Annotated in this window: 20 protein-coding genes; 14 read left to right on the plus strand and 6 right to left on the minus strand. The window is 63.6% G+C overall.

Annotation, left to right across the window (positions count from 1 at the left end):
* Positions 1–224, minus strand: a 224-nt coding sequence (bfr, locus tag B3M53_RS04590; RefSeq protein ID WP_286799689.1) for a bacterioferritin, incomplete at its 3' end; no start/stop codon positions are given.
* Positions 225–550: 326 nt separating this feature from the next.
* On the opposite strand from bfr, the gene B3M53_RS04595 reads away from it, so the two are divergent.
* Entirely contained in the window at positions 551–1687 is a 1137-nt protein-coding gene (locus B3M53_RS04595) for a hypothetical protein (protein WP_273021305.1), read from the plus strand.
* A gap of 5 nt (positions 1688–1692) precedes the next feature.
* Here the strand turns inward: B3M53_RS04595 and B3M53_RS04600 are convergent, their stop codons facing one another.
* Positions 1693–1878 carry a (2Fe-2S)-binding protein gene (locus B3M53_RS04600; protein ID WP_022701348.1) on the minus strand — a complete coding sequence of 62 codons (186 nt, stop codon included), beginning with the start codon at positions 1876–1878 and terminating at the stop codon, positions 1693–1695.
* A gap of 276 nt (positions 1879–2154) precedes the next feature.
* Here B3M53_RS04600 and B3M53_RS04605 point away from each other — a divergent pair, with 276 nt between their 5' ends.
* Together B3M53_RS04605 and gltB are read left to right on the plus strand one after the other, a co-directional pair.
* Positions 2155–3594: an NAD(P)-dependent oxidoreductase gene (locus B3M53_RS04605; protein WP_273021307.1), complete on the plus strand. Its 1440-nt coding sequence runs from the start codon at positions 2155–2157 to the stop codon at positions 3592–3594.
* Positions 3591–8099 carry a glutamate synthase large subunit gene (gene gltB, locus B3M53_RS04610; protein ID WP_273021309.1) on the plus strand — a complete coding sequence of 1503 codons (4509 nt, stop codon included), beginning with the start codon at positions 3591–3593 and terminating at the stop codon, positions 8097–8099. The genes B3M53_RS04605 and gltB overlap by 4 nt, the downstream gene beginning before the upstream one ends.
* Here gltB and B3M53_RS04615 read toward each other — a convergent pair.
* A complete protein-coding gene (locus B3M53_RS04615; RefSeq protein ID WP_273021311.1) occupies positions 8096–9055 on the minus strand; it encodes an AraC family transcriptional regulator in 960 nt (319 codons plus the stop codon). The genes gltB and B3M53_RS04615 overlap by 4 nt on opposite strands.
* 101 nt (positions 9056–9156) lie before the next feature.
* Here B3M53_RS04615 and B3M53_RS04620 point away from each other — a divergent pair, with 101 nt between their 5' ends.
* The 9 genes from B3M53_RS04620 (at position 9157) to B3M53_RS04660 (ending at position 17834) form a co-directional block, all read left to right on the plus strand.
* Positions 9157–9579, plus strand: coding sequence for a DUF4345 domain-containing protein (locus B3M53_RS04620; protein ID WP_273021313.1), 423 nt, complete (start codon positions 9157–9159; stop codon positions 9577–9579).
* 9 nt (positions 9580–9588) lie between these two features.
* Entirely contained in the window at positions 9589–9948 is a 360-nt protein-coding gene (locus B3M53_RS04625; protein ID WP_273021315.1) for a hypothetical protein, read from the plus strand.
* A 119-nt stretch (positions 9949–10067) separates the two neighbouring features.
* Positions 10068–10742: a hypothetical protein gene (locus B3M53_RS04630; protein ID WP_273021317.1), complete on the plus strand. Its 675-nt coding sequence runs from the start codon at positions 10068–10070 to the stop codon at positions 10740–10742.
* Positions 10743–10835: 93 nt separating this feature from the next.
* Positions 10836–11201 carry a hypothetical protein gene (locus B3M53_RS04635; RefSeq protein ID WP_273021319.1) on the plus strand — a complete coding sequence of 122 codons (366 nt, stop codon included), beginning with the start codon at positions 10836–10838 and terminating at the stop codon, positions 11199–11201.
* A 12-nt stretch (positions 11202–11213) separates the two neighbouring features.
* On the plus strand, positions 11214–11954 hold the full coding sequence (locus tag B3M53_RS04640; RefSeq protein WP_273021320.1) for a M48 family metallopeptidase: 741 nt from the start codon (positions 11214–11216) through the stop codon (positions 11952–11954).
* Positions 11955–12082: 128 nt separating this feature from the next.
* Positions 12083–13267, plus strand: coding sequence for an LL-diaminopimelate aminotransferase (locus tag B3M53_RS04645; RefSeq protein ID WP_022701357.1), 1185 nt, complete (start codon positions 12083–12085; stop codon positions 13265–13267).
* Between the two features lie 116 nt (positions 13268–13383).
* Entirely contained in the window at positions 13384–14652 is a 1269-nt protein-coding gene (locus B3M53_RS04650; protein ID WP_273021322.1) for a pilus assembly protein, read from the plus strand.
* 108 nt (positions 14653–14760) lie between these two features.
* Positions 14761–16071 carry a TadE/TadG family type IV pilus assembly protein gene (locus tag B3M53_RS04655; RefSeq protein WP_273021323.1) on the plus strand — a complete coding sequence of 437 codons (1311 nt, stop codon included), beginning with the start codon at positions 14761–14763 and terminating at the stop codon, positions 16069–16071.
* A 104-nt stretch (positions 16072–16175) separates the two neighbouring features.
* Positions 16176–17834 carry an AbgT family transporter gene (locus B3M53_RS04660; protein ID WP_022701360.1) on the plus strand — a complete coding sequence of 553 codons (1659 nt, stop codon included), beginning with the start codon at positions 16176–16178 and terminating at the stop codon, positions 17832–17834.
* 68 nt (positions 17835–17902) lie between these two features.
* On the opposite strand, the gene B3M53_RS04665 is transcribed toward B3M53_RS04660, so the two are convergent.
* The gene (locus B3M53_RS04665) at positions 17903–19624 is read right to left on the minus strand and encodes a M28 family metallopeptidase (RefSeq protein ID WP_273021326.1); all 1722 of its coding nucleotides are present in this window, start codon (positions 19622–19624) and stop codon (positions 17903–17905) included.
* Positions 19625–19818: 194 nt separating this feature from the next.
* Between B3M53_RS04665 and B3M53_RS04670 the strand changes: the two genes are divergently transcribed.
* Both B3M53_RS04670 and B3M53_RS04675 read left to right on the plus strand, forming a co-directional pair.
* Positions 19819–20754 (plus strand): bile acid:sodium symporter family protein, encoded by a 936-nt coding sequence (locus B3M53_RS04670; RefSeq protein ID WP_273021328.1) that lies wholly within the window; start codon positions 19819–19821, stop codon positions 20752–20754.
* Between the two features lie 21 nt (positions 20755–20775).
* Positions 20776–22560: an N-acyl-D-amino-acid deacylase family protein gene (locus B3M53_RS04675; protein ID WP_273021330.1), complete on the plus strand. Its 1785-nt coding sequence runs from the start codon at positions 20776–20778 to the stop codon at positions 22558–22560.
* 127 nt (positions 22561–22687) lie between these two features.
* On the opposite strand, the gene B3M53_RS04680 is transcribed toward B3M53_RS04675, so the two are convergent.
* A complete protein-coding gene (locus tag B3M53_RS04680; RefSeq protein WP_160093256.1) occupies positions 22688–23446 on the minus strand; it encodes an SDR family NAD(P)-dependent oxidoreductase in 759 nt (252 codons plus the stop codon).
* Positions 23447–23454: 8 nt separating this feature from the next.
* Complete coding sequence (locus B3M53_RS04685; RefSeq protein WP_273020359.1) at positions 23455–25770, minus strand: penicillin acylase family protein; 2316 nt, start codon at positions 25768–25770, stop codon at positions 23455–23457.
* Positions 25771–25784 lie beyond the last annotated feature (14 nt).

A 25784-nucleotide genomic window follows, 5' to 3' on the forward strand; every position in this document is an offset into this window, starting at 1 on the left:
CCCAGATCCTGAACATTGGGCAGGCCTTCCAGAAACAGGATGCGCTCGATCAGCGCATCGGCATGCTTCATCTCGTCGATGGATTCTTCGTACTCGACCTTGGCGATCTTTGCGAAGCCCCAGTCTTTGAACATGCGCGCATGAAGGAAGTATTGGTTGACCGTCGTCAGTTCCAGGCGCAGCGCCTTGTTCAGGTGCTCGATAACCTTGGGATCGCCCTTCATGGCCGTCTCCATTGTGTTGAAAATCAGGACTTGAAACTAGCGAGTTCGGCCTGTGAGGGAAGGGGCTTGGGCCAATTATCTTCGTCACTGATACTGAGTTGCACAAAAGCCGACACTATACTCAGGTGGTGTCAGCTTTTCTTCACGATGTCCCACCAATCTGATGGTCCGAGGCGCAAAATTCTGGCAGATTACCTCAAAGTAAGAGGATCATATACATGCCGAGACCGGCGGATGTTCTTGCCTCTATTAGAGAGCAGCTACGCGGCGCCAAAAGTGTCGCCTTGGGTCAGTTTCAGATCATAAATCTGGACTTGATCAAGAACGTGGCTGGAAGTCGCTGGGAAGACCTCAAGTCTAAAATTTTTGATGTCAGCGAAGCCTTTATCGCGCGACGCCTGCAACCCAGTGATGTTTTGTTCCGTTGTGATGAAGGCTTTCTCGTCATTTTCGATACGGAGCGGGCCAATGCGGCCGAAGCGCAAGCCGCTTGGATTTCCGAAGAGCTCAACCGGTTTTATGTGGGCGATGAGATTTTTCGCAAGCTGAAGGTCAGCTCTCGGGCGCTCAGGCTTGACCAGAGCGAACTCGCCGCCTTTTTCGCCGCCCAGGGCGTCAGTCAGGTTTCAGACACAAAGCCGGGCGATTCAAAAGGACAGAAGGAAGAGCAAGCGCTTCATCCTGAAACCCTTCGCACTCGTGTGGCCTATGAGCCGGTCTATGACCTGACGCGCCAAGCCTTGATCTCGTCGTTTTGCCTGCCTGTCAGGAATGTCGGGGGCGTGCTTCGGTTTGGCCACCGGCATGAATACCCGTTTGAGGCGCATGTGACGGCGCAGCGCGACTTTGACGTCCAGATGCTGGTGCTTGACGCGCTGGAGGCGTGCTGGGCGAAAGGGCATTCCGCCGCCGTGTGCCTGACCCCGCATTACCGCACCCTGGTCGAGCCTCATGACAGACAGGAATACTATGCCCGCTTGCGCGCTTTGCCAGAGCATCTGCACAAGGCGGTGACCATCCGCATAGACGGCACGCCGGACGGCGCGCCCATCAGCCGACTACAGGAAATTACCGGCACGCTCAGAACCTTGAAGATCAAATGCCTGGTGCAGTGTCATACGCTGGAGTTCGAGATCGAGCGCTATGAGGGCTGCGGCGTGCAGGCCTTCGGCGGCGCGATGAAGGACCTCACGCGGGGCTCGCCCATCGGCTCGGATTTGCAAGACAAACTGGCGCAACTGGTCGCGCGCGCAGCGCGTCTGGGCGCTGACACCTATGCCGCCGCGGTGGCGAGACAGACCAGTTTCATGGTGCTTAGGGAGTTGGGCGTGCGATGGTATAGCGGACCGTTCATCGCGCCCTTGCTGACGCGATTGCCGCTCGTGCAGCCTTTGTCGTTGTCCATGTTGTCTGAGCGTTCAGATACGCTTGAGCCTCAAGCCGCGCCGCTTCCAGCCGAATAATCGGCTCAGGCCGCCGCGCCAGCCGTTTCAGCCCGGTCATGACCCATCACGCGCGCCGCTTCTTCAAAGCACCGGCCGCACCGGGGCTTGGCGCCGCACGCCTTGAACGCACTCGGCACATCGCCAGCGCCGTTTTTGGCGGCGGCTTTGAACTGGGTGCATTTCAGCGCGTTGCAGAGGCAAACATACATGGAGCAGATCCGTGATGCGGGTTGCGAGTGTGTACGCAAATCATTCGCAACTAATATAGTCATTCTTGCGAATGAGTGTCAACGGCGATCTGGAGGGCGCGACTGCCAAAAGTTTAACAGGTGTAAACGCCCTTGTTTCACTGGATTCTGAAGCAAACCGTGTTTGATTGAACGGCCTCATGCTTGCGCTAACTGGCTTTCTCATGATGCAATGCAGCAAGAAAGTCCGAACAAAGAGCGTCACAAAGACGTCGCGGACAGCATGAGGAGACGGCTGTGCTGAAATTCACAAGCACGGACCAGCGCTATCCGGACAAACGGTCCGCAGACGAGCGCCGGACCGACTTTGACGAGATCTATGCGCCTTTCAGCCTGGAGCAGGGTGAGGCGCAAGCTGAACGCTGTTCGCAATGCGGCGTCCCGTTCTGCCAATCGGGATGTCCCTTGCACAATGACATTCCAGACTGGCTGATGCTGGTTGCGGAAGGGCGTCTGGAAGAGGCGTATGAGCGCTCCTCCGCAACCTCCGCCATGCCCGAAGTCTGTGGCCGAATCTGCCCGCAGGACCGGTTGTGCGAAGGCGCGTGCGTGATCGAGCAATCCGGCCATGGCGCGGTCACCATCGGCTCGGTGGAGACGTTCATCACCGAGACCGCCTGGAAAAATGGCTGGGTCAAACCGATCCGTCCTGCGCGCAAGACTGGTCTGTCCGTGGGCATTGTCGGCTCGGGTCCTGCGGGTTTGTCCGCCGCCGAGCGTCTGGCCCAGCATGGCCATGACGTGACGATCTATGAGCGGCAGGATCGCGCGGGCGGCTTGCTGATCTACGGCATTCCCAACTTCAAGCTCGACAAATCCGTGGTCGAGCGCCGCACCCAGCGCCTCGAAGAGGGCGGCGTGGTGTTCAAGCTCAATTTCGAAGTGGGCCGGGACGCCAACCTGACCGAACTTCGATCCCGCCATGACGCGGTTTATGTGGCGGCGGGCGCTTATGCGGCGCGCGCCCTGACCTGTCCGGGCGGCGGCGGGCGCGGCCTCGTTCCGGCGCTCGATTATCTCACCGCCTCCAACAAGGCGGGTTTTGGCGATGAGAGCGGACAGGGCGGTCGCCTGAACGCCAGCGGCAAGCGCGTTCTGGTGATCGGCGGCGGGGACACCGCCATGGATTGCGTGCGCACCGCCATCCGTCAGGGGGCGGACAGCGTGGCGTGCCTATACCGCCGCGACCGCGTGAACATGCCCGGCTCGGCTCGTGAAGTGGTCCACGCCGAGGAAGAGGGCGCGATGTTTGACTGGCTCAGCGCTCCCGCCGCCATTCTCGGCGATGCCGAGACCGCCTCTGGCGTACGCATTCAGAAAATGACCCTCGGCGCGCCTGACGCCTCGGGCCGCCGTCGTCCGGTGGCGATGGCCGGTCAGGAAGAAGACCGCGCCGCCGACATGGTGATCGCGGCGCTGGGGTTCGAGCCGGAGAACTTCCCACAGACCCTGGGCGCGGACGGGCTTGAGCTCAATCCGCGCGGCGCGATCCGTGTGACCGACCGCAGCCGCACCTCTCTGCCAGGGGTGTACGCGGGCGGCGACGCCGTGCGCGGCGCTTCCCTGGTGGTCTGGGCTGTGAAAGACGGCCTGGACGCCGCTGAGACCATCCATGCCGATCTGATGGCGGGCGCGCGCTCTGCGCAGGCGCAGCCGATTGCGGAGCCAGCCGAATGAGCCAGTTTGATTATCTGACCGAACGCCAGCGCTTGATTGACGCCGGCGCATACGAGCTTGAGAGCGAGCGCTCCGCCTGCGGCGTCGGCCTGATCGCCGACATCAAGGGCGAGCCGCGGCGTGAAACCGTGGAATTAGGTCTGAAAGCCCTGAAAGCGGTCTGGCACCGCGGCGCTGTGGACGCGGACGGCAAGACCGGCGATGGCGCCGGTCTGCGGCTTGGCATTGCGCAGGACTTCTTCAAGGCGGCGGTGGCCCGCACGGGACACGAGCCCAGCGATCACGCCATTGGCGTGGGCATGGTCTTCTTGCCGCGCACTGATTTTGGCTCCCAGGAAAAGGGCCGCACCATCGTCGAGACCGAGGTGCTGCGCGCGGGCTTGCGTCTGTTTGGCTGGCGTCAGGTGCCGGTGGACCCGTCCTGTCTGGGGGCCAAGGCTGCGGCGACGCGTCCGGCGATTGAACAAATCCTGTTTGAAGACGCGACCGACCGGAACGCGGACGAGCTGGAACGCACGCTCTATCTGGTGCGCCGCCGCATCGAGCAACGCGCCCGCGCCGAGGCCGTGCCTGAGCTTTACGTCTGTTCGCTGTCCGCACGCGACGTGGTCTACAAGGGCATGTTCCTGGCCGAGGCCATCGACCAGTTCTATCCTGATCTGCGCGACGCCCGCTTCGTGTCGCCCTTTGCGATCTTCCATCAGCGCTATTCGACGAACACCTTCCCGGAATGGAAGCTGGCCCAGCCTTTCCGCATGCTCGCCCATAATGGCGAGATCAATACTCTGAAGGGCAATCGCAACTGGATGAAAAGCCATGAGATCCTCATGGCCCATTCCGCGTTCAAGGACGCCGAGGATGTTGTCCGTCCGGTGATCAGCCCTGGCGCCTCGGATTCCGCGGCGCTGGACGAGGTGTTTGAGATTCTGGTGCGGGCGGGTCGTTCTGCGCCCATGGCGAAAACGCTTCTGATCCCCGAAGCCTGGTCCAAGCGCGGCGAGATCATGCCGGGGTCCTGGCGCGGGCTGTACGAGTATTGCAACTCTGTGATGGAGCCCTGGGACGGGCCTGCCGCTGTGATCGCGTGCGACGGTCGCTGGGCGATTGCGGGGCTTGATCGCAACGGTCTGCGTCCGCTGCGCTGGAGCCTGTCTGAAGACGGACTTCTGACCGTCGGCTCTGAAACCGGCATGGCCGAGCTCGAACCGTCGCGCGTCATTGAACGCGGCGCCGTGGCGCCCGGGCGCCTGATCGCTGTGGATCTGGCCGAAGGCGGTTTCTTGCGCGAAACCGAAATGCTCGATCAGCTCGCCGCCAAGCATCCATATGAAGACTGGCTGAAAAACGTCCGCGAGATCGAGTCCGAAGTCGGGCCCGGTCCTGAGCCTCTCCTCTTTGAGGACGCCGAGCGCGCCCGACGCCAGGCCGCCGCCGGCATGACGATGGAAGAGATCGAGATCATCCTCTCGCCCATGGCCGAGGACGCCAAGGAAGCCATCGGCTCCATGGGCGATGACAGCCCGCTGGCGGTGTTGTCCAACCGCTATCGCCCGATCAGCCATTACTTCCGGCAGAACTTCTCCCAGGTCACCAACCCGCCCATCGACCCGCTTCGCGAAGGCCGGGTGATGAGCCTGAAAACCCGGTTCAAGAACCTGGGCAATGTGCTGGAGGAAGACGCGGCGCAAACCGATGTCTTCGTGCTGAACTCTCCGGTTCTGACCAACGGCATGTATGACCGCCTGCGCGCCATTCTGGGCGAGGGGGTCGCGCTGATCGACGTGACCTTGCCGGCCGCGGACGCCACCGGCTCCGGCGCGGGCCTGAAAGCTGCGCTCGACAGGATTCGTGCCGAAGCCGAGGCGGCGGTCAGCGAAGGCGGCGCCCAGCATCTGATCCTGACCGATGAGCGCCAGAACGAGCGCTTTGCGCCCGTGCCCATGGCGCTGGCGGTGGGGGCTGTGCACACTCACCTCACACGCAAGGGCCTGCGCACCTATTGCTCGCTCAATGCGCGCACATCCGAGGTGACCGATCCGCATGCGCTGGCGGTTCTGGTGGGCCTTGGGGCCACCACGGTGAACCCGTATCTGGCGTTTGAAACCGTAGCCGCGCGCACCGAGCGCACTCTGTCGGGGATGAGCGCTGAGCAGAAGGCGCGCAACATGAAGACCGCCTTTGATGCGGGGCTTCTCAAGATCATGTCCAAAATGGGCATTTCCGTCGTCAGCTCCTATCGCGGCGGGTGTAATTTCGAAGTACTGGGCCTCAGCCGCGCCGTGGCCAGCGAATATCTGGGTGGGGTGACCAGCCGCATTTCCGGCATTGGCCTGGCGGGTCTGGAATCAAAGCTCGCAGAACTTCATCGCTGGGCCTGGCGTCATGATGACGCCGTGCGCCTGCCGGTGGGCGGGTTCTATCGCCAGCGCAGCTCGGGCGAGGCGCATGCGCTGGAAGCGACCTCGATCAGCCTGTTGCAAAAGGCTGTCCGCAACGAGGATTACGACGCCTATCGCGCCTATGTGGCGAAACTCAATCATGAGGACCAACCCATCCAGCTGCGCGACCTGCTGGAGCCGCGGCCCGTGAGCACGCCTGTGGATTTGTCGCGCTGTGAAAGCGTGAACGAGATCCGCCAGCGCTTCGTCACGCCGGGCATGTCTCTCGGCGCGCTGAGCCAGGAAGCGCATGGCGCGCTCAATGTCGCCATGAACCGCATCGGCGCCAAGTCTGTCTCGGGCGAGGGCGGGGAGGACCCCGCGCGCTATCACCCGATGCCGAACGGCGACAACATGAACTCGGCGGTCAAACAGGTCGCCTCGGGCCGGTTCGGCGTCACGGCGGAATATCTAAACCAGTGCCGCGAAATCGAGATCAAGGTCGCCCAGGGCGCCAAGCCCGGCGAGGGCGGGCAATTGCCCGGCTTCAAGGTCACCGGTTTCATCGCCAAGATGCGTCATGCAACGCCGGGTGCGACCCTGATCAGCCCGCCGCCGCACCATGACATCTATTCGATCGAAGACCTCGCCCAGCTGATCTACGACCTCAAGCAGATCAATCCCATTGCGCGCGTGTGCGTGAAGCTCGTCTCGGCGGCGGGCGTGGGCGCGGTGGCGGCGGGCGTGGCGAAAGCGCATGCCGACATCATCCTGATCTCCGGCAGCGTCGGGGGCACGGGCGCCAGCCCGCAAACCTCGATCAAGTTCGCCGGCGCGCCTTTGGAGCTGGGCCTCTCTGAAGCCCACCAGGTGCTCTCGCTCAACGGTCTGCGCGAGCGGGTCACCTTGCGCGCGGATGGCGGCATCCGCACCGGGCGCGACGTGGTGATCGCGGCGATGCTGGGCGCGGAAGAGTTCGGGGTGGGCACCACCTCGCTCGTGGCGCTGGGCTGTCTGATGGTGCGCCAGTGCCATTCCAACACCTGCCCGGTGGGCGTGTGCACCCAGGATGAAGAATTGCGCAAGCGCTTCTCCGGGCTCGCCGACCATGTGGTCAATCTGATGACCTTCATCGCCCGCGACACCCGCGAGATTCTCGCGGGCCTCGGCGCGGAGCGTCTGGAAGACGTGATCGGCCGCGCGGACTTGCTCGATCAGGTCAGTCGCGGCGCGGATCATCTTGATGATCTTGATCTCAATCCGCTGCTGGTGCGCGTGGATCCGCAGGCGCGGCCCCCGCGCTCGACCCGCACCCAGCGCAATCCGGTCGCTCCGGCGCTGGACGAGCAGATCCTCAAAGACGCCGAGCCGGTCTTCTCGCGCCGTGAAAAGATGCAGCTTGTCTATGACGTGAAGAACACCGACCGCGCCGTGGGCGCGCGGGTGTCGTCGGAAATCGTGCGCACCTTCGGCCCGGACGGGCTCGAAGACGGCCAGCTCACCCTGCGCCTGCGCGGCTCGGCGGGCCAAAGCCTCGGCGCGTTCTCGGCCACGGGTTTGCGGATCGAGCTTGAGGGCGACGCCAACGATTATGTGGGCAAAGGCCTGTCCGGCGCCACGATCGCCATTCGTCCCTTTGGCGGCTGCAAGGAGCATCGCCCCGGCGACGCCATTATTGGCAACACCGTGCTTTATGGCGCCACGTCCGGCCGCGTCTTCGCCGCGGGCGGGGCGGGCCAGCGCTTTGCGGTCAGAAACTCCGGCGCGACCGTGGTGGTTGAAGGCTGCGGCGCCAATGGCTGCGAATACATGACCGGCGGCGTGGCGGTGATCCTCGGTAAGGTCGGCGATAATTTCGCCGCCGGCATGACCGGGGGCGAAGCCTTTGTGCTCGATGAAGCCAACCGGCTGGAGCCGCGCCTCAACCCTGAAAATGTCGGGGTGCATGTGCTGGCGGGCGAGGCCGAGGCCCGCTGCCGCGCCCTGATCGAGGATCATTACGCCGCCACCGGCAGCCTGCACGCCGCCGCGATCCTCAATGACTGGGAGACCCGCAAAACCGCCATCCGCCACATCGTGCCCTTCCCGCCCGCGACGGGCATGGAAGCGCAGGAGAAGCGCGCTTAGGCGGGGTCAGCGTCCCGCCGCACGGCGCCAGGGGCGTGACCGAACTGGCGTTTGAAGGCGCGGCTGAACGCGGCTTCAGAGCTGTAGCCCGCAGCTTCGGCGATCTCGATCATCGGGGTGCGTGTGTCGGACAGGGCGCGATGGGCCAGATGCAGCCGCCATTGGGTGAGATAGCTGATGGCGGATCGGCCCAGCTGTTCGGTGAAGCGCGCGGCGAAGATCGAGCGCGACAGCCCGGCTTCGCGCGCGAGCGCCTCTACTGTCCAGTCGCGTTGCGGCTGGTCATGAAGCGCGGTGAGGGCGCGGCCCAGATGCGGATCGCGCAGGGCGGCCAGCCAGCCGGTCTGCGCGCGGGCTTCAGTCGCGAGCCAGCTGCGGACCAGCTGGATCACAAGCACATCGGTCAATCGCGTGATTATCGCCTCGCTGCCCGGTGAGAGTTGTTCGGATTCTCGCGCGATGATCGCCAGCGTGGAGGTGATCCAGCTGTCTTCGTCTTGCGCGCCTCTTGAAACGATCAGCCTGGGCAAATGCGCCATCAATTGCGCGCCCAGCACCTGATCAAAGCGCACCACGCCATAGGTGATGCGGGCACGCGGGCCGGGGCCGTCCAGCGTCAGGGTCTCGTATCTCTGGCTCAGCGGCGTCACGTCCAGCTTGTCCAGCGGGACCCTGTCAGCCTCAGGATCGCTGAAAAGGTCATGGCGCGCGCCATTGGGGATGAGCGCCAGATCGCCTGCTTTCAGCAGAACAGGCGCTTCGCCGTCCAGCTGCAGCTGACAGGCGCCGTCGAGGACGATGGCGATCAGAGACAAGCCCTCAAACGCGGGCAGGGCGATGCCCCAGGGCGCCGCCATGTCGGTCTGGCAATACAAGGTCCCCGTCAGCTTCAGCTGATCAAGCAGAGCCGTCAGCGGATCGGGTCGGGGGCGAGGGTCTGTGTTGGGCGTGCTCATGAAAACCCCGGACGGAGGGTCAATTATCTCGGACGGGCGAGCATGGCCTGTTCGCAGCGGCGAACGCAATCTCCTCCCGGCTTTTGGACAGGAGAAACGCCATGAACACACACGGGATTATTCGCGCGCTGCTGGGGATCAACGGTGTCGTGCTCGCAGGGATCGGGGTGATGCTGATCTCCGACCCGCACGCCATGTTCGCGTTGAACGGGGTGACGCTCAGCCCTGATCCCAATCTGCTCAACGAATTGCGCGCGCCGGGTGGCGCCTTGGCCCTGGGCGGCGGTTTTGTGCTGGCTTCAGCCGCCTTGGGGCTCTGGACGAGAGCGGCGAGCGGAGTGAGCGCCCTCATTCTGCTCGGCTGGGCGCTGGGGCGCTTGGTCTCTATCCCCTTGGACGGCATGCCAGACGCAGGCCTGCTCGCTGCTTTCGGGATCGAACTGGTCCTGGGCTTCGCCAGCGTCTGGGCGATGGGCGCGCTGGCGGAGTCCTCCGCACTGGAAGCGGGGCTCAAACCCGCCTAGGCTCTGGCCATGACACGCCTTTTGCAGACCCCTTACTGGCTGGCGGCGGCTTTGCTCGTCATCGGTCTCGCCTGGACCGCCTCGGCGGGCCTTCTGGTGACGACGCACTGGAGCGCTGTGCTTGGGCCATTTCTCGGCACGGCGGCGCTTTTGGGGATCGGCTTCATCAATCGTGAGCGCTGGCGCGCGGCGCCGACGCTGTGGCGGACCCGCACCAGCCTCGCCGCGCTTGGGACAGCGCTGGTCAGCGTCGTCATCGCCGCCGTGCTCTTCGGCCCCGCCGTGATCGGCATCGGCCTGCAACTGGGCGGTCTGGTCGGCTTTGTGGGCTTGGCGGTGATGGCGCGAAAGCTGCCAGGCGCAAGCTGAAGCGGTTCTGACCGGAGCCCCACACCCCTGATCTTACCAATGTTTCATTGGCTTTGGCTGAGCCTGTCCGGTCTGCTGACGGTTGCACCCGCGACACTTGAACAGCATCGGACCGACCCATGATCTTGAGCGCACTGGCTTTGACCTTCGCCCTGCAGGCGTGCGCCGCCACTGACTGCGCCGCGCCCTGGCCCGCGCCCATGCGTCAGGCCGAAGGCGCCACACTGTCTTCGTCCTATCAGCCCGACGCGCGCATTGAGTTGCCCGAGACAGCGGTCTATGCGGGCGGGCGGCGCTGGGCGCTCTATGATGTTGTGGATGCAGAGATGCATCTGTTTGTGGAGGCGGACGCCGACCGGATCGTGGACCGGCTCTACTGGATCCAGTTTGAGGCCTATCTGCCGACACGGCCCGAGGCGAGCTATGACTTTCACCTCTCGGATCTGGAAACGCGCGCTCTGGGAGAGGCCGAATTCTTTGTTCGCCCCCGTTTCGGAGAAGGCGCAAGCGATGCGCCCGAGCCCGGCTCGGATAACGCCATGATGCGCGCCGTGCTGGCTGAGGCCGGCTACACCCTGCCTGCGGAGACGATCAACGCCACGATGAAGCATTTGCTGGACCCCGAAACCGCGCGGGAAGAGCTGATGATCATCTATATCGAGGATCTTGAGCCCACGGGCTCGACCATGGCCGAGATCATCGAAACCCGCCTTGAGGGGCCGCTCTGGGCCGGGCTTTCCCAAGGCGTGCTCGACCGCGCCCAGGACCGGATCGCGGTGCGCTCGACCGAGTAGGACGGGACGCGGGCGTTTCTCCTGCGCCTTTTCCCCATCTGCGACCAACGCCTCATCTGGCGCGGGTCCGCGACACGTTCTAAGCTCCTCTCCATGTTGAAACGTATCAATCATCCCCTGGTCTGGGGCGTTCTGATGATGCTGGCGGGCGCTGGCGGGCTTGTGGCCCAGGGCGCGCTCGCGGGCGCGGGGTTGCCGGCCTATCTGGCGCTGGGCCTTGCTCTCGTGGTGTTGCCGGTTCTGACCTGGACCTCGCGGGCGCGCTGGCGCGGCGCGGAAGACCGAGCGCTCGGCCGGATCGTGGTTCTGGCGCTGGCGGTGTACGGGCTGGTCATGGCCGTGATGGCGCTGGTCGTCGGGCAGGTGGGCTATGCGCCCTTCGCCGGGCTCTATGTGGGCGGGGCGGTGATGCTGCTGGGGCTGCATTATGTGGCGCTGACCGCGCCGCGCACGGCTTAGGCGGTCGCCAGCATGGCCGGGCCTGACATGCAGATGCGCCAGATCGAGCTGGCCGACCGGGCGCTGATGTACACGCTCAAACGCTCGTCCCGGCGCAAGACGATCGGTCTGAAAGTCAGCGAGGACGGCCTGACGGTGACTTTGCCCGTGCGCGTCAGCGTGCGGGAGGCGGACGCTGTCGTGCGCGAGAAAGCCTCCTGGGTGATCGACCGGCTGGAGCGACGGCAAGCGCGCACGCCGCCGGCGCTGAAAGGCGTGGACGGCGAAATGATCGGTTGGCTGGGCGAGGAGTTGCGCCTGACCGTGCGCCCCCATGACAAGGCGCGCAGCACGGTGATGCGCGAGGCGGAGGCGGTGGTCGTCTGCGTGGACCGCCATCTCGACCCTGCCGAAAGCCGCAAGGCGGTGCTGGCCGCGCTGAAACGCTGGCGCAAGCGTGAGGCGCTCGATCTGATGACGCCCAAGCTTGAGGCCTATGCCGAGGCGCTGGGCGCGAAGCGGCCGAAAGTGAGCGTGCGCGAACAGAAGGCGCGCTGGGGGTCATGCTCGTCTGACGGCTCGATCCGCATGAATGCGCGCCTGATCGCCTATCCTGAAAGTCTGGTTGATTATGTCTGCGCGCATGAGGCCTGCCATCTTCTGGTGATGGATCACTCGCCGCGCTTTCATCGCTTCCTCGATGAGCTGATGCCGGATCAGCGGCGACGTCAGCGCGCCTTGCGCGATACCCGGCCTCCGGGCGGGGCGTTTTAGTCGCCCAATCCAGTCTGGCGTGATTTTGTCCGTGCAATTCTTCGCTTCGCCACAGCTGCGCCCCATTGACGCCCTGTGGGGCGGGCGGAGTAGGCTGCATGTTGCAGTACAGCAGGGCGATTTGACCGATGTCCCACGACGAAGAATTTTACCGCGAGCGGCGTTTGCCGCCTTATGTGTTCGCGGAAGTGAACCGGATGAAGCAGGCCTATCGCTCCGAAGGCCGTGACGTCATTGATTTCGGCATGGGCAATCCTGACCTTGCCCCCGCACCGCACATCATCGCCAAGCTCGCCGAAGTCGCCGCGGATCCGCGCGCGCACCGCTATTCCGCCAGCCAGGGCGTACCGTCGCTTCGCAAGGCGCTGGCGCGCTATTATGAGCGCCGGTTTGATGTGGGGCTGAACCCCGACACTGAAGTGTGCGTGACCTTGGGCTCAAAGGAAGGCCTTGCGAACCTGGCCCAGGCGATCACCGCGCCGGGCGATGTGATCCTGGTGCCGGACCCCTCCTATCCGATCCACATGTTCGGCTTCCTGATCGCGGGCGCTGCGGTGCGTCCCGTGGGCTTCAAGGATCCCGAGGATTTCCTGCGCGAGGCGGTGCATGCCTGCCGCCGCTCGATTCCCGCGCCGTCGGCGCTGGTGCTGAACTTCCCGTCCAACCCGACCGCGCAGGTGGTCGATCTGGATTTTTACAAGGAGGCGGTGCGGATCGCGAAAGAGAACGATCTCGTTCTCATCTCCGACCTTGCGTATTCCGAGATCTATTTTGACGGCAATCCGCCGCCCTCCATCCTCGAGGTCGAGGGCGCCAAGGATGTGGCGGTGGAGTTCACCTCCATGTCCAAAACCTATTCCATGCCGGGCTGGCGGATGGGCTTTGCGGCGGGCTCGGCGCGTCTGGTGGATGCGCTCAAACGGGTGAAATCCTATCTCGATTACGGCGCGTTCACGCCGATCCAGATCGCGGCGGTGGCGGCGCTCGACGGACCGCAGGACCATGTGGCGCAAGCGCGCGAGACCTACAAGAAACGCCGGGACGTACTGGTGGAGAGCTTTGGCCGCGCCGGGTTCCATATCCCGAGTCCCCCCGCGACCATGTTCGCCTGGGCGCCGATCCCTGAGCCCTTCGCGCATCTGGGCTCGGTGGAGTTCGCCAAGAAGCTGCTGGAAGAGACCGATGTGGCGGTGGCGCCGGGGCTGGGATTCGGCGAGCGCGGCGACACCCATGTGCGCCTGGCCGTGGTGGAGAACGAGCAACGTATCCGCCAGGCCGCCCGCGCCCTGAAAGGCTTTTTCGCCAAGGGCTAACGCCTTGATTGGAAACAGGGTGAACGCAGCATTTACCCTGTTTCTTTTCAATGTTTTAATAGGGGTAAGCGAAGTCTGGATCCGTTTTGCGCAAGGGCGCGAATAAGGGTCTGGACATGCGCTCGCTTCTGGCGAAATTTTTCAGCGATGCAAGCGGTAATGTGGCGATGATGTTCGCCATGCTGCTGGCCCCGATGGTGGTCAGCGTCGGCGGGGCGCTGGACTATTCACGCACCTTCACCATCGGCTCTGAAATCCAGTCGGCCATGGACGCCGGCACTCTGGCGGCGGCGTCGCTGACCCAGGGCGAAGACCCTGAAACGGTCGTGCGCAATTACATCACCGCCGCCCTGTCAGAACATAACGGCGTGCTGGAGCGGTTGAATGTTCAGGTCAGCTCGGACACGGCGATCAATTCACGCGAGGTGACCGCCGACGCCGTGATCAGCGTGCCGACCTTGATGCTGGGCCTGATCGGTTATGACGCGCTGACGCTGAACCGCACCTCGGAAGCCAATGAACGGGTGCGCAATCTGGAGATTTCGCTGGTGCTTGATATTTCGGGCTCCATGGGCGGCTCCAAGATTTCCGCTTTGCGCGACGCCGCCGAAGAGTTCGTCCTGTTGATGATGGACCCTGATCTGGACGGTCTGACCAGCCTGTCCGTGATCCCCTATAATGGCGGGGTGCGCCTGCCTGCGACGGTCACCAATGACCTTTTGCCGGGCACGCCCAATGATAGCGGCTGCATCGAGCTGGGGGTCACAGACCCGGTCGAGATGGAGTTGGCGTCTGATGGTTATGACTGGCTGGACTGGCAGGATCGCGACCAGCGCGGCTGGCGGTCGTCTTCATTCTGCCCGGATCAATCTGAGGCCACGGTGTTTTTAGAGCAGACCCGTTCGGTCTTGCTGGATCTGATCGAAGGGCTCAGTGCAGGCGGGAACACCGGACTTGATCTGGCGACGGCCTGGGGCGCGCGGGCGCTTGATCCTGTCTGGCGCGGACGTCTGGGCGGGGATTTTTCGGATCGTCCGGCCGCCTATGACGATACATCCACGATGAAAGTTCTGGTGGTGATGACGGACGGCGCCGCCACCGCCCAGTATCGGCGGGCGCAAAACTGGCAAGGCGACTGGTACACTTACGAACTTTACAGCGCCGCTACGGCACGCGCGAACATGGAAGCGGCGTGTGACGACGCGGAAACCGCGGGCGTGCACATTTACACCATCGCCTTTCAGGTTTCAGGCTCCACCAACCGCACCTTGATGCGCGAGTGCGCCAGCAAGACCGAGAACTATTACCAGGTCGAGAGCCTGGACATTTCCTCCGCCTTTAACGCCATTGCGGCGGACCTCAACAGCCTGCGTCTGGCGCGCTAGAGGCGTTAATCTTTCATAAACCATTGTTTTAACTGGTTTTTGGTCTGTTTGTTGCAAGCTCCACCTTCGCATGTTCCGGCTTGGAACGGTTTTGGCGAAGGCGTTCAGATGCAGGCGCTCCTGAGTTTTCTTTCTTGCTGGTCTTCGGACCGCCGCGGCAATGTGGCCATCATCATGGCGCTGTGCTCGGGCGTTCTGGTGACGGCGGTGGGCGGCGCGCTCGATTATTCACGCAGCGCCACGGTCAGCTCTGAACTGCAAAGCGCTTTGGATTCCGGCGCCTTGGCGGCGGCGTCCCTGACCCAGGATCGCGCCCCTGCTGATGTGGTGCGCGCCTATGTGGAAGCCGCGCTGGAAGATCATCCGCAATTGCTGGCGAGCCTTCAGCTGGATGTGAACGCGGACATCTCGCTCAATTCACGCGTTGTCACGGCGACCGCCAGCGTCTCCATGCCCACCACCATTCTGGGCCTGGTCGGCATAAACTCTCTCACTCTGGAACACTTCTCCGAAGCCATCGAACAGGTGCGCGATGTGGAGATTTCCCTGGTGCTCGACGTGTCGGGCTCCATGGGCGGCAGCAAGATCAATGCGCTGATCGATGCGGCGAACGAGTTTGTGGAAATTGTGCTGGCGGCAGATGCGGCGGAACGCACGTCGATCTCTGTCATCCCCTACAATGGCGGCGTGCGGACGCCGAGCGATGTGAATGACGATCTGATTGACGGGCGCAATAATGAGCGACGCCGGTCAGGCTGTGTCGATATGGGAACAGATTATCCGATCGAGATGGAGCTGCCTTACCGGCAGATGGCGTACACGGAGTACAATGGCGATATCCAGTGGAACAATAATCACTCGTCGTTCTGCCCGCGCAGCAATATGGAATCTGAATTCCTCTCCCAGAATGAGGGGCGTTTGCGCGGCCTGATCAACTCCCTGCGCGCCAGCGGCAATACCGGTCTCGACGTGGCGACAATGTGGGGCGCTCGGGCGCTGGACCCGTCCTGGCGCGGGCAACTGGGCGGTAGTTTCTCCGATCGTCCAGCCTCCTATGCGGATCGTGATACGATCAAGATCCTTGTCGTGATGACCGACGGTGAGGCCACGGCGCAATACCGGACCGAAGAGTATACCTATTACGACTGGCGGGGCCGTCGCCGGACCGGCACGCGCAGTTATGAGATTTATTCGGCGCGTCAGGCGCGTGAGAACATGGCCGAGGCTTGTGACGTCGCCGAAGAGAACGGCGTGCAGATCTACACCATCGCGTTCCAACTGAGCGGCGACACCAATCGCGATCTGATGCGCAACTGCGCCAACAAGCCCCAGAACTATTATCAGGTGGAAAATCTCGACATCGCCGAGGCGTTTTCCTCCATCGCCGCCGACATCAATCGCCTGCGCCTGACCCGTTAAGAGACAAGAAAAGAAGGGGGCTTGAATATCCCTTGTTTCCTTGCGGTTGAAAAACATGGCGTCTCAGACTTCATTGTGTCCTGAAATTCACAATGGAGTCACAGATGGCGGATTCGCAGCCTCAAACCCCTGAAGCGCCCAAGCGCAACGCGTTCACACGCTTCCTTGATGCTGTGGAATGGCTGGGCAATCTGTTGCCGCACCCGGTGACCCTGTTCGCCTTGCTGGCGGCGGGCATCGTCCTTCTCTCGGGCGTGTTCGGCTGGATGGGCGTGGCGGTCGAGGATCCACGTCCTGCAGGGTCTCGAGGCGTCGCCGAGGACGGCATGATCCGGGCGGTCAGCCTGATGAATGGCGATGGTGTCCGGCGTATTTTCACCAGCCTGACCGAGAACTTCACCAGCTTTGCTCCGCTTGGCGTGGTGCTGGTGGCGATGCTGGGCGTTGGCGTCGCGGAAAAGTCCGGCCTTCTGTCCGCCGCCGTGCGCGCCATGGTGCTGGGCGCGCCGCGCCATGTGGTGACAGTGGCGGTTGTGTTCGCCGGCATCGTTTCAAACACCGCTTCCGAAGTGGGGTATGTGGTGCTGATCCCGCTGGCTGGCGCGATCTTCTACGCGCTGGGGCGTCACCCGCTGGCGGGCATGGCGGCGGCGTTCGCCGGGGTGTCAGGGGGCTATAGCGCGAACCTGCTTATCGGGACGGTCGATCCGCTCCTGGCGGGCATTACCGAAGAAGCCGCGCAACTGGTTGACCCGGCCTATACGGTGAATGCGACGGCGAACTGGTTTTTCATGATCGCGTCCACCTTCCTGATCACGATTGTAGGCTCGCTGGTGTCGATCTTCGTCGTCGAGCCCAAGCTCGGCGCTTATAATCCCGAGCGTGCCGATCCGACGATCCTGAACAAGTCCATGATGGAGCCTCTGGCCAAGCCGGAGAGAAAAGGGCTCGGCGCTGCGGGGCTCGCCTTCCTGGCCGTACTGGCGGTCATGGCCTACACGCTGCTGCCCGATGTTCGCTTTCCCGCCTGGATGCCCTTGCTGGCCGGCGGATCGGTCCCGGAGACCCTGCCCGGTTGGGGGGTGTTGCGCGACCCCGACACCGGCAGCGTCATGCGGTCGCCGTTCTTTTCCGGCTTCGTCGTCTGGATCCTGATCTTCTTCATCGCCGTGGGCTACGCCTATGGCCGTGTCGCAGGCACCATGAAGACCGATCGCGACATCATCGACGCCATGGCCGCGGCGTTGGCGTCCTTGGGGCTCTATATCGTCCTGGTGTTCTTTGCGGCCCAGTTCGTGGCGTTTTTCGGCTGGACCAATCTGGGCGCCATCACCGCGGTGACGGGCGCAAACTTCCTGCAAGAGACCGGCATGACCGGGCCGGCCCTGTTCTTCTTCTTCATTCTGATGTGTGCGGTGATCAATCTGTCTCTGGGCTCGGCTTCGGCCCAATGGGCGGTGACGGCGCCGATTTTCGTGCCCATGCTGATGCTGATCGGATATTCGCCGGAGGTGATCCAGGCCGCCTATCGGATCGGGGACAGCTCCACGAACATCATCACGCCCATGATGAGCTATTTCGGCCTCATCCTGGCCTGGGCCACGCGCTATGACAAAAACCTGGGCGTCGGCACGTTGATCGCGATGATGCTGCCCTATTCGATCTTCTTCTTGCTGACCTGGTCGGGTTTCTTCTTCACCTGGGCCTTCGTGCTCGACTTGCCGGTCGGCCCGGGTTCGCCAACGCTGTATCCGGCGCAGTAAGACACTGGCGGACACAAAAAAGCCGGGCGGAGGACCGCCCGGCTTTCTGCTGTCGGCGACTAGAACGCCTAGTCGTCCATCATCGCATCGCGGATGGCGCGGAACTCGTTGTCCTCATACCAGTTCGGCCAGTCCTCAGAGTCGGTGAGGCGGCGCGAGACGCGGTAGACCAGCTCGGTGGATTGCACGAAACCGCCCATATCCCAGTTGGGATCAAACTCGTCCGCCGGCTTGTGATAGGCCTGCAGGCGATAGGCCGCCTCGATCTGCGCGCCATATTCGGCGCCGCCTTCTTCAGCGACAGAGCCGGAATCGGCATACAGCATCGGCACGCCGCGACGGGCCAGGGTGACATGGTCGGAGCGGTAGAAATAGCCGGCTTCCGGGTTCGGATCGGGGCTGAGATACATGCCGTCCGCTTCCGCTTCGGCGCGCAACAGGTCTTCCAGCTCGGACGCGCCATAACCGATCACCACGATGTCTTCCGTACGGCCGATCGGCAGGATGCCGTCAAAGTTGAAACCGCCCACGGTCTGATCCAGCGGGACCAGCGGGTTCTGGGCGTAGTATTCCGATCCCAGAAGCCCCTGCTCCTCAGCGGTGACCGCGACAAAGATCACGGACCGCTCCGGCGGGGTGTCGGATTTGGCGTAGGCTTCCGCCAGCTCCAGCATGGCGGTGACGCCGGTGGCGTTGTCGATGGCGCCATTATAGATCTGGTCGTCGCCAGAGAAGTTCAGACGCACACCGATATGGTCCCAATGGGCCATGAACAGCACGTATTCGTCCGGTCGTTCCGAGCCCGTGACCTGACCGGCCACATTATTGGAGGTCAGGGTGCGCAGCGAGTTGGTGAGGGACGCGCTCATCGTCGCTCGGCCCATATCCACAGGCGTGAAGTCAGGGCTGACGGCGGCTTCGCTGAGCTCTGCGAAGTCGAGATCGAGCGCGGAGAAAAGCTCAACGGCCTTGTCCTCGGTGATCCAGGCCTGAACGTCGGCGCGTTCCTGACCGGCGGAGGAGGCGAGGGTGAATTGCGGCCCGGTCCAGCTTGACTGGACGGTGCCCCAGGGATAGGCGGCCGGCGCGGTCTGGTGAACGATGATCGCGCCTTCGGCGCCCTGGCGGGCGGCTTCCTCGTATTTATACGTCCAGCGCCCGTAATAGGTCATGGCCGAGCCGTTGAACCAGCCCGCGTCGGGATCGGCGAAGCCCGGATCATTGATCAGGATGACCACCGTCTTGCCGGTGACGTCCACGCCCTCATAATCGTTCCAGCCATATTCGGGCGCGACCACGCCATAGCCCACGAACACCAGCTCGGAGGCGTCCAGGCTGACCTGTTCTTCAGGGTTCTGGGACCAGAACACCACGTCCACATTGGTCTGAAGCCCCATGGCCTCGCCATCGATGCTGATGTCAAAGTTCGACGCGCTTTCATCCAGGGTGGATTCAATCAGCGGGACGGGCTGGAACCAGCCGTCCGTTCCGGCAGGCTCAAGACCGACGGCGTCCATTTCCTCGGCGATCCAGGTCGCCGCCTGCTCGCCATGTTCGGACGCCGGGCCGCGCCCTTCAAACCGGTCATCGGCGAGCGCGCTGATCCGATAAGCGAAATCCGTTTCGGTGATGGCCGCATCGCTCGCCTGGTGCGCCGGATAGGCGCTGCTGGCTTGCGTTTCAGCGGGCGCAGCTTCGCTTTGCTCATCTGTTGCCGGCGCGTTGGCGGGCTGGCTGCAGGCGGTCAGCGCCAGCGCGGCCAAGCTCGACGTTATTAAGTAACGTAACATGGTGACTCCCCACATGAAATTATCTGCGTTGCATCGTGCATTGATCCCATACGCGTGCAAGCCCGGCATGACGAGGTCTCGACAGGACGCGTCAAAGGATGCGAGGATTAAGTGAACGCCGTTCACTTGTCCGTTTCAGAGGCGAGGGCGGATCGGGACCGCAGACCCGGTCACAGGGGAGGAGACAGCGCGCTATGGACATAGCTGCGTTAGACGCCGTGCAGATCGAGCTGGCGCCCGGATCGCAAGTGATCTTGCCGATGCTGCTGGCCGTTTTGATGTTCGCGGTTGCGCTGAACGTGCATGTGGCGGACTTCGCCATGGTCAAACAGCGCCCCGTCAGATTTCTGGGCGCCGCGGCGGCGCAAATTCTGGGGTTGCCGCTCGCGACGCTTGGACTTCTCTATGTATTGAACCCGCCCCCCTCCATCGCGCTTGGGATGATCGTGGTGGCGTGTTGCCCGGGCGGCAATGTCTCCAATTTCTTCACCCATCTGTCGCGGGGCGACACCGCGCTTTCAGTCTCGCTGACGGCGACCTCCAGTCTTGCGGCGGCGCTGTTGACGCCGATCTCGATCCTGTTCTGGACCTCGCTTTACGCGCCCGCTGACGCGCTGGTGGATGCGATCGAGGTGTCGCCTATTCCCTTCGTCCTTCAGATGACTGTGTTGCTGGCCGTGCCCCTGGCGGTTGGGATGGGCATTGCGCACCGCTATCCGCGTCTGGCTCACTGGCTGCGCCCGGTCTTTCTGGCTGCAGGCCTGTTCGGGCTGGCGGTGATGGTTGTGGGCGGGGTCGCCTCCAACTGGGCTTTGTTCACCGCGACGGCGGGAACAGTGCTGGTGATCGCGATGATCCACAACGCCGTCGCGTTCGGCGTCGGGACGCTGTCGGCGCGCGCTCTGCAATATGACGTGGCGGGACGTCGCTCGGTCACCTTCGAGGTGGGCATTCAGAACACCGGGCTGGGCCTGGTGATCTTGCTGGGCCAGTTCGAAGGCGTGGGCGGGGCGGCGGCGATCACCGCGCTCTGGGCGGTCTGGCACTTGTTCAGCGGCGGCGCGCTCGCCGGTTTCTATCGCGGGCTTGATTGGGTTCGCACACAAAAGAGCGCCGAAACGGCGCCGTAGCTTCATGCGGGAGGAAACGACATGGCGGACTATGATCTGAAGATCACCGGCGGCATGATCCATGAGGGCGAGGGCGGCTCGCCCTATATCGGCGATGTGGGCATCAAGAATGGCCGCATTGTTGCGGTCGGTGATGCGCCCGGCGACGCTGTTGAGGTGATCGACGCTCAGGGCTGCATCATCACGCCGGGCTTCATCGACGTACACACCCATTATGACGGTCAGGCCACCTGGGACGACCGCATGGAGCCTTCGATCAAGCATGGCGTGACCACCGCCGTCATGGGCAATTGCGGCGTCGGTTTCGCGCCCGTGCGCGAAAGCGACCATGAGCGCCTGATCAAGCTGATGGAGGGGGTGGAGGATATTCCCGGCACCGCGCTCGCCGAAGGGCTGAGCTGGGATTGGGAGAGCTTCCCCGATTATCTCGACGCGCTGGAGAAGACCCCGCGCACCCTCGATGTGGCGGCCATGGTCGGCCATGACCCGCTCAGGGTTTATGTGATGGATCAGCGCGCCAGCTTTGACCAGCAGGCCAATGACGAGGAAATCGCGAAAATGCGCGACCTCGTCTCTGAAGCGCTGGACGCCGGCGCCATCGGCTTCGCCACCGGACGGTCAGATCTGCACCGCACGGCAGATGGCGACTGGACCCCGGCCAGCGAGGCCACCACCAAGGAACTCACCGGCATCGCCAGCGCCTTCAAGGGCCGCGACTATGGCGTCATCCAGGCGGTGTCGGACTTTGATCTCGAGCGCGACCAGTCGCGGTTCGAGGAGGAGTGGAAAGTGGTCGAGGAGTATGTCCGCGCCGCGGGCGGGCGGCCCTTCTCCATGTCCCTAATGCAGCGCGATTTCGCGCCGGATCAATGGCGTAAAATCCTCAAAGGGCTCGAGGCGTTGGATGAAGAAGGCTATACCGTGCGCGCCCAGGTGGCCCCGCGCGCCATCGGCGTCTTCCTCGGGCTGCAATGCACCTTCCATCCCTTCATGGGCTTCCCGGCCTATAAGGAGATCGCCGATCTGCCGCTCGATGAGCGCGTGGCGGTGATGAAAACCGAGGCCTTCCGCAAGAAGATCCTCAGCCAGAAATCAGACAAGCTCGCCGGTCCCGGCAGCTCGATCCCGCCCATCGCCGATCTTCTGATCGAAAACATGGAGATGGTGGCGGGCAAGCTCTTCACCCTGTCGGAAAACCCCGATTACGAGCAGCCGCCTGAGAACGCCATCGGCGCCAAGGCCGAAGCGCGCGGCGTGTCGGTGTGGGAGGAGCTGTTTGACACGGTGATCGCCCGCGACGGCCGCGAGCTGATCTATCTGCCGATCTATAACTATACCGAGCTGAGCTATGACAATGTGCTGACCATGATGCAGCACCCGCTCGCCATTCCGGGCCTGTCTGATGGCGGCGCTCATGTGGGCACGGTCTGTGACGCCAGCTTCCCCAGCTATCTGTTGAGCTACTGGACCCGCGACCGGACCCGTGGGCAGCGTATTGCGCCCGAACGCGCGGTGCAGATGCTGACCGGCGACATCGCCGATTATCTGGGCCTGTCAGACCGCGGCCGCATCAAGCCGGGGATGAAGGCCGACCTCAACGTCATCGACTACCAAAAGCTCCGCCTGCACCCGCCGCGCCTGGTCAAAGACCTGCCCGCGGGCGGCCAGCGCCTTTTGCAGGACGCCGAAGGCTATCGCGCGACGATTGTCTCCGGTGAAGTCGTTGTGCGCAATGACGAGGTGACGGAGGCCCGTCCGGGACGCCTGGTGCGCGCCGGACGACAGGAAGCGCTGGCGGCGGAGTAGAAGTGAAACCCCGGCCAAGCGCAGCGCAGAGCCGGGGCCTCCATCAGGATAAGGCGCTTTTCGTGGAGTGAGGTCCGGGGGCTTCGCTGACGCTCCCCCGGGAGTTCACTCGCTCTGTCTCAGCCCCCTAACGCACATAGCTCGCGCCATTGACGTCAAAGGTCGCGCCGGTGGCGCTTTTGCACGCGCCGGACAGCAGGAAGGCGCAGAGGCGGCCCAGCTCATCCGGGCTCGCCATATCGCCATAGGGCACTTCGGCGAGGGCGGCCTTGCGGTCGTCTGGGTCTTGCGGCGCCATTTCCGTGTCGATCCAGCCTGGCGAGATGGCGTAAGCGAGCAGCCCCCGGCCGGAATAGGCGCGCGCCAGCGTCTTGATCATCGCGATCAGCCCGGCTTTTGACGCGGCGTAGGCGGGGTGGTCTGCGTCGTCGCCACGATGCGCGGCGCGAGAGCTGATCGCCACGAGCGATCCGCCCTGCGCGCTGTCCACCCAGTCCTGCGCCGCGCACCGGGCGAGATCGGCGCAGCTCTGCAGATTGATCTGAAGCGTCCGCGCCCAGTTCTGCCTCCAGATATCGGCGGGGTCGTGGACGTTGGACGCTTCAAAAACGCCGTGATTGAGCACCAGGCCGTGGATCGGGCCGTCAGCGAGGGATTTCGCCTCGTTCCAGGCGGGTTCGGCGGCGTCCGGGGCTGAGAAATCGGCCTGCACCAGACCGAGGGCCTGATCGCCCAGCTCGCTGGCCATGGCCTTGGCGGCTTCGGAGTTGCGGGCATAGCCCAGGATCACCTTGCCGCCGGCTTCGGCGATCTGGCGGGCGATGCCGGCGCCGGCGCCGCGGGAGGCGCCGGTGACGAAAAGGGTCTGGTTCTCAAGGCTGATCATGGCGGGTCCTATTGCGGCGTGAGGGTCAGCACATGGCTGCCTTCGGGCGCGGTTTCAACGGCCCAGTCATCCCGGATCTCGAAATACTCGCCCGCCGCCCAACGCGGGGCGAGGTCGCCATGATGGTCCGAGAGCGGGTGGCCCGACTGGCCCGGCGCGAACATGTAGAGCGAGTTGTTGAGGTCTGACAAATCATAGATCGCCCGCAGCGATGCGGCGTGGAAGACATCATAACTGCCTGAGTCATAGCTGAAATGCGCCACATTGATCGTCGCGCCGTCGCCGGGGACGGGCACGCGGTTGGCGAACATGGACCCGATCAGCGGCAGGGAATCAAACGGGTGGTCGAAATCGGCCACATGCATGTCGCCCCAGCGCCAGCTGTTCATGTCAGGCCCGAAGGCGTCTGCGGTTTCCGCCATGGCGGCGTCGAGCGCCAGCCCGGCAGTGATGGAGCAGCTCTCCACCGCATCCGTCCGCACGTCATCGCACCAGGCCGAGGCTTCACCCGCCAGAACCTCTTCCAGGAAAGCGCGGCGCGGCTGATTGAAGGCGGAGGCGAGCGTATCAAGCTCATCGTTCCAGATTGCGCCGGAGAGCACACGCAGCCAGGCCGAATAGATCAGCGCCTCTGGCGCATCCATATCCAGAGCGCCGTCCCAGGCTTCCAGCCGCGCCAGGGCTTCAGCTCCCAGCTGGCTTTCAGGCTCGGACCCCAGCAGCACGGGCAAGAGACGCAGGGCCTGCTCGCTGGTCACATCCATTTGCAGGGCGGCGAAGCTTTCCAGCGTATGACGGTCACGCGCGTTGAGCTCACGTTCGATCCGCGGCGCACGATAGGTCGCGTACGAGCCCGGCAATGGGTAGGGATAGTCCGGCCCGGCGACCAGATTATTGCCGGACGCAATGAACCCGCCTTCGGGGTTTCGCACGCGCGGCAGCTCGTCAAACGGGATGAAACCCGTCCACTCGCCATTCTCGTCGCGGATCGGCAACAGACCCGCCGTGGTGTAGCCGATGGTGCCGTCCACGCTGGCGAAATGCATGTTCTGCATCGGGGCGGTCCAGCCGCGGCCCGCTTCGACAAATTCGTCAAAGGTCTCCGCTTGCATGATCGCCAGCGTGGCGTCCGCCACGCGGTTGCCCGGCGCGGTTACGGTGGAGCGTCGCACCACGATGGCGTCCTCGTCAAAGCCGCGCAGGTCAAACCATTCCGGGTCCAGCACGGGGCCGTCGCGGGTTTCCTCGACGGTCAGCTCATAAGGCTCAGAGCGGCCCTTGATCTGGATGGTTTCGGTGCGGTTTGTGATCTCTTCGTCTGAGCGATCGCGTTCGAGAATGTCGATCACGTCAAAGCCGGTATTGGTGAAGCCCCAGGCGGCGTGGGCGTTGCGCCCCAGAATGACGAAGGGCGCGCCCGGCACGGTGCCGCCGATGACGGGGCCATACGACAGGTTCAGCCGCACATAGTACCAGATCGCCGGGGTGCTCAGGCCCAGATGGGGGTCGTTGGCGAGCAGCGGTCGTCCGGTTTCAGAGCGCTCGCCAGAGACCACCCAGGCGTTCGAGCCTGGCTGGTTGTCGGGTTGCGCGCTCGGCTGGGCGGGCTCGTTTAGGGGCAGCGTCTGCACCTCGCCGAAGCGGGCGCGCATATCCTCGGCCTTGAGCATGGTCGGCGCCCAGTCGGGGAAGTTCAGGGTGAACTGCGCGAGCTGCTCGGCGGACAGAATATCGTCGAGCAAGGCGCGATCCATGTCAGCGCCCGCCCCAGCGGCCAGATCATGGGCCAGCAGCACGACAATCGCCGCGCTGTCTTCCAGGCTCCACGCTTCAGGCGCGGCGCGCAGCACAGCGTATTCAGGCGCAACCGAGCCCTCGGCCAGGCGCGCGTTCACGCCGGAGATATAGGCCTGCATCATCGCGCGGGTGTCTGCGGATGTGTTGGCGACGATCTCTTCGGTCAGGCGACGGAAGCCATAGGTGCGGGTCTGGGCGTCGGCGCGCAGATAATCCTCGCCAAACAAGGCGGACAGTTCGCCGCGCATATAGCGCCGGGCCATGTCCATCTGGAAAAAGCGTTCGCTGGCATGAACATAGCCCAACGCCGCCATCACATCGGCGTCGCTGTCGCCAAAAATGTGGGCGATGCCATTGGCGTCGCGCACCACGTGTGCAGGGGAATCCAGCACGGAGAGCGTGATCTCGCCGGACTGGCGGGGCTTGGAGGCGTGAAACCGCTCCACCATCCAGGCGCTGACGCCCAGAACTGTAATCAGAACCAGCGCCAGCGCTGCCAATAGAATGCGAATGATCCAGGTTTTCATGTTGGGCCTCCCCG

This window comes from Oceanicaulis sp. UBA2681, from assembly GCF_002354675.1.
In the GTDB taxonomy this organism is placed as follows: domain Bacteria; phylum Pseudomonadota; class Alphaproteobacteria; order Caulobacterales; family Maricaulaceae; genus Oceanicaulis; species Oceanicaulis alexandrii.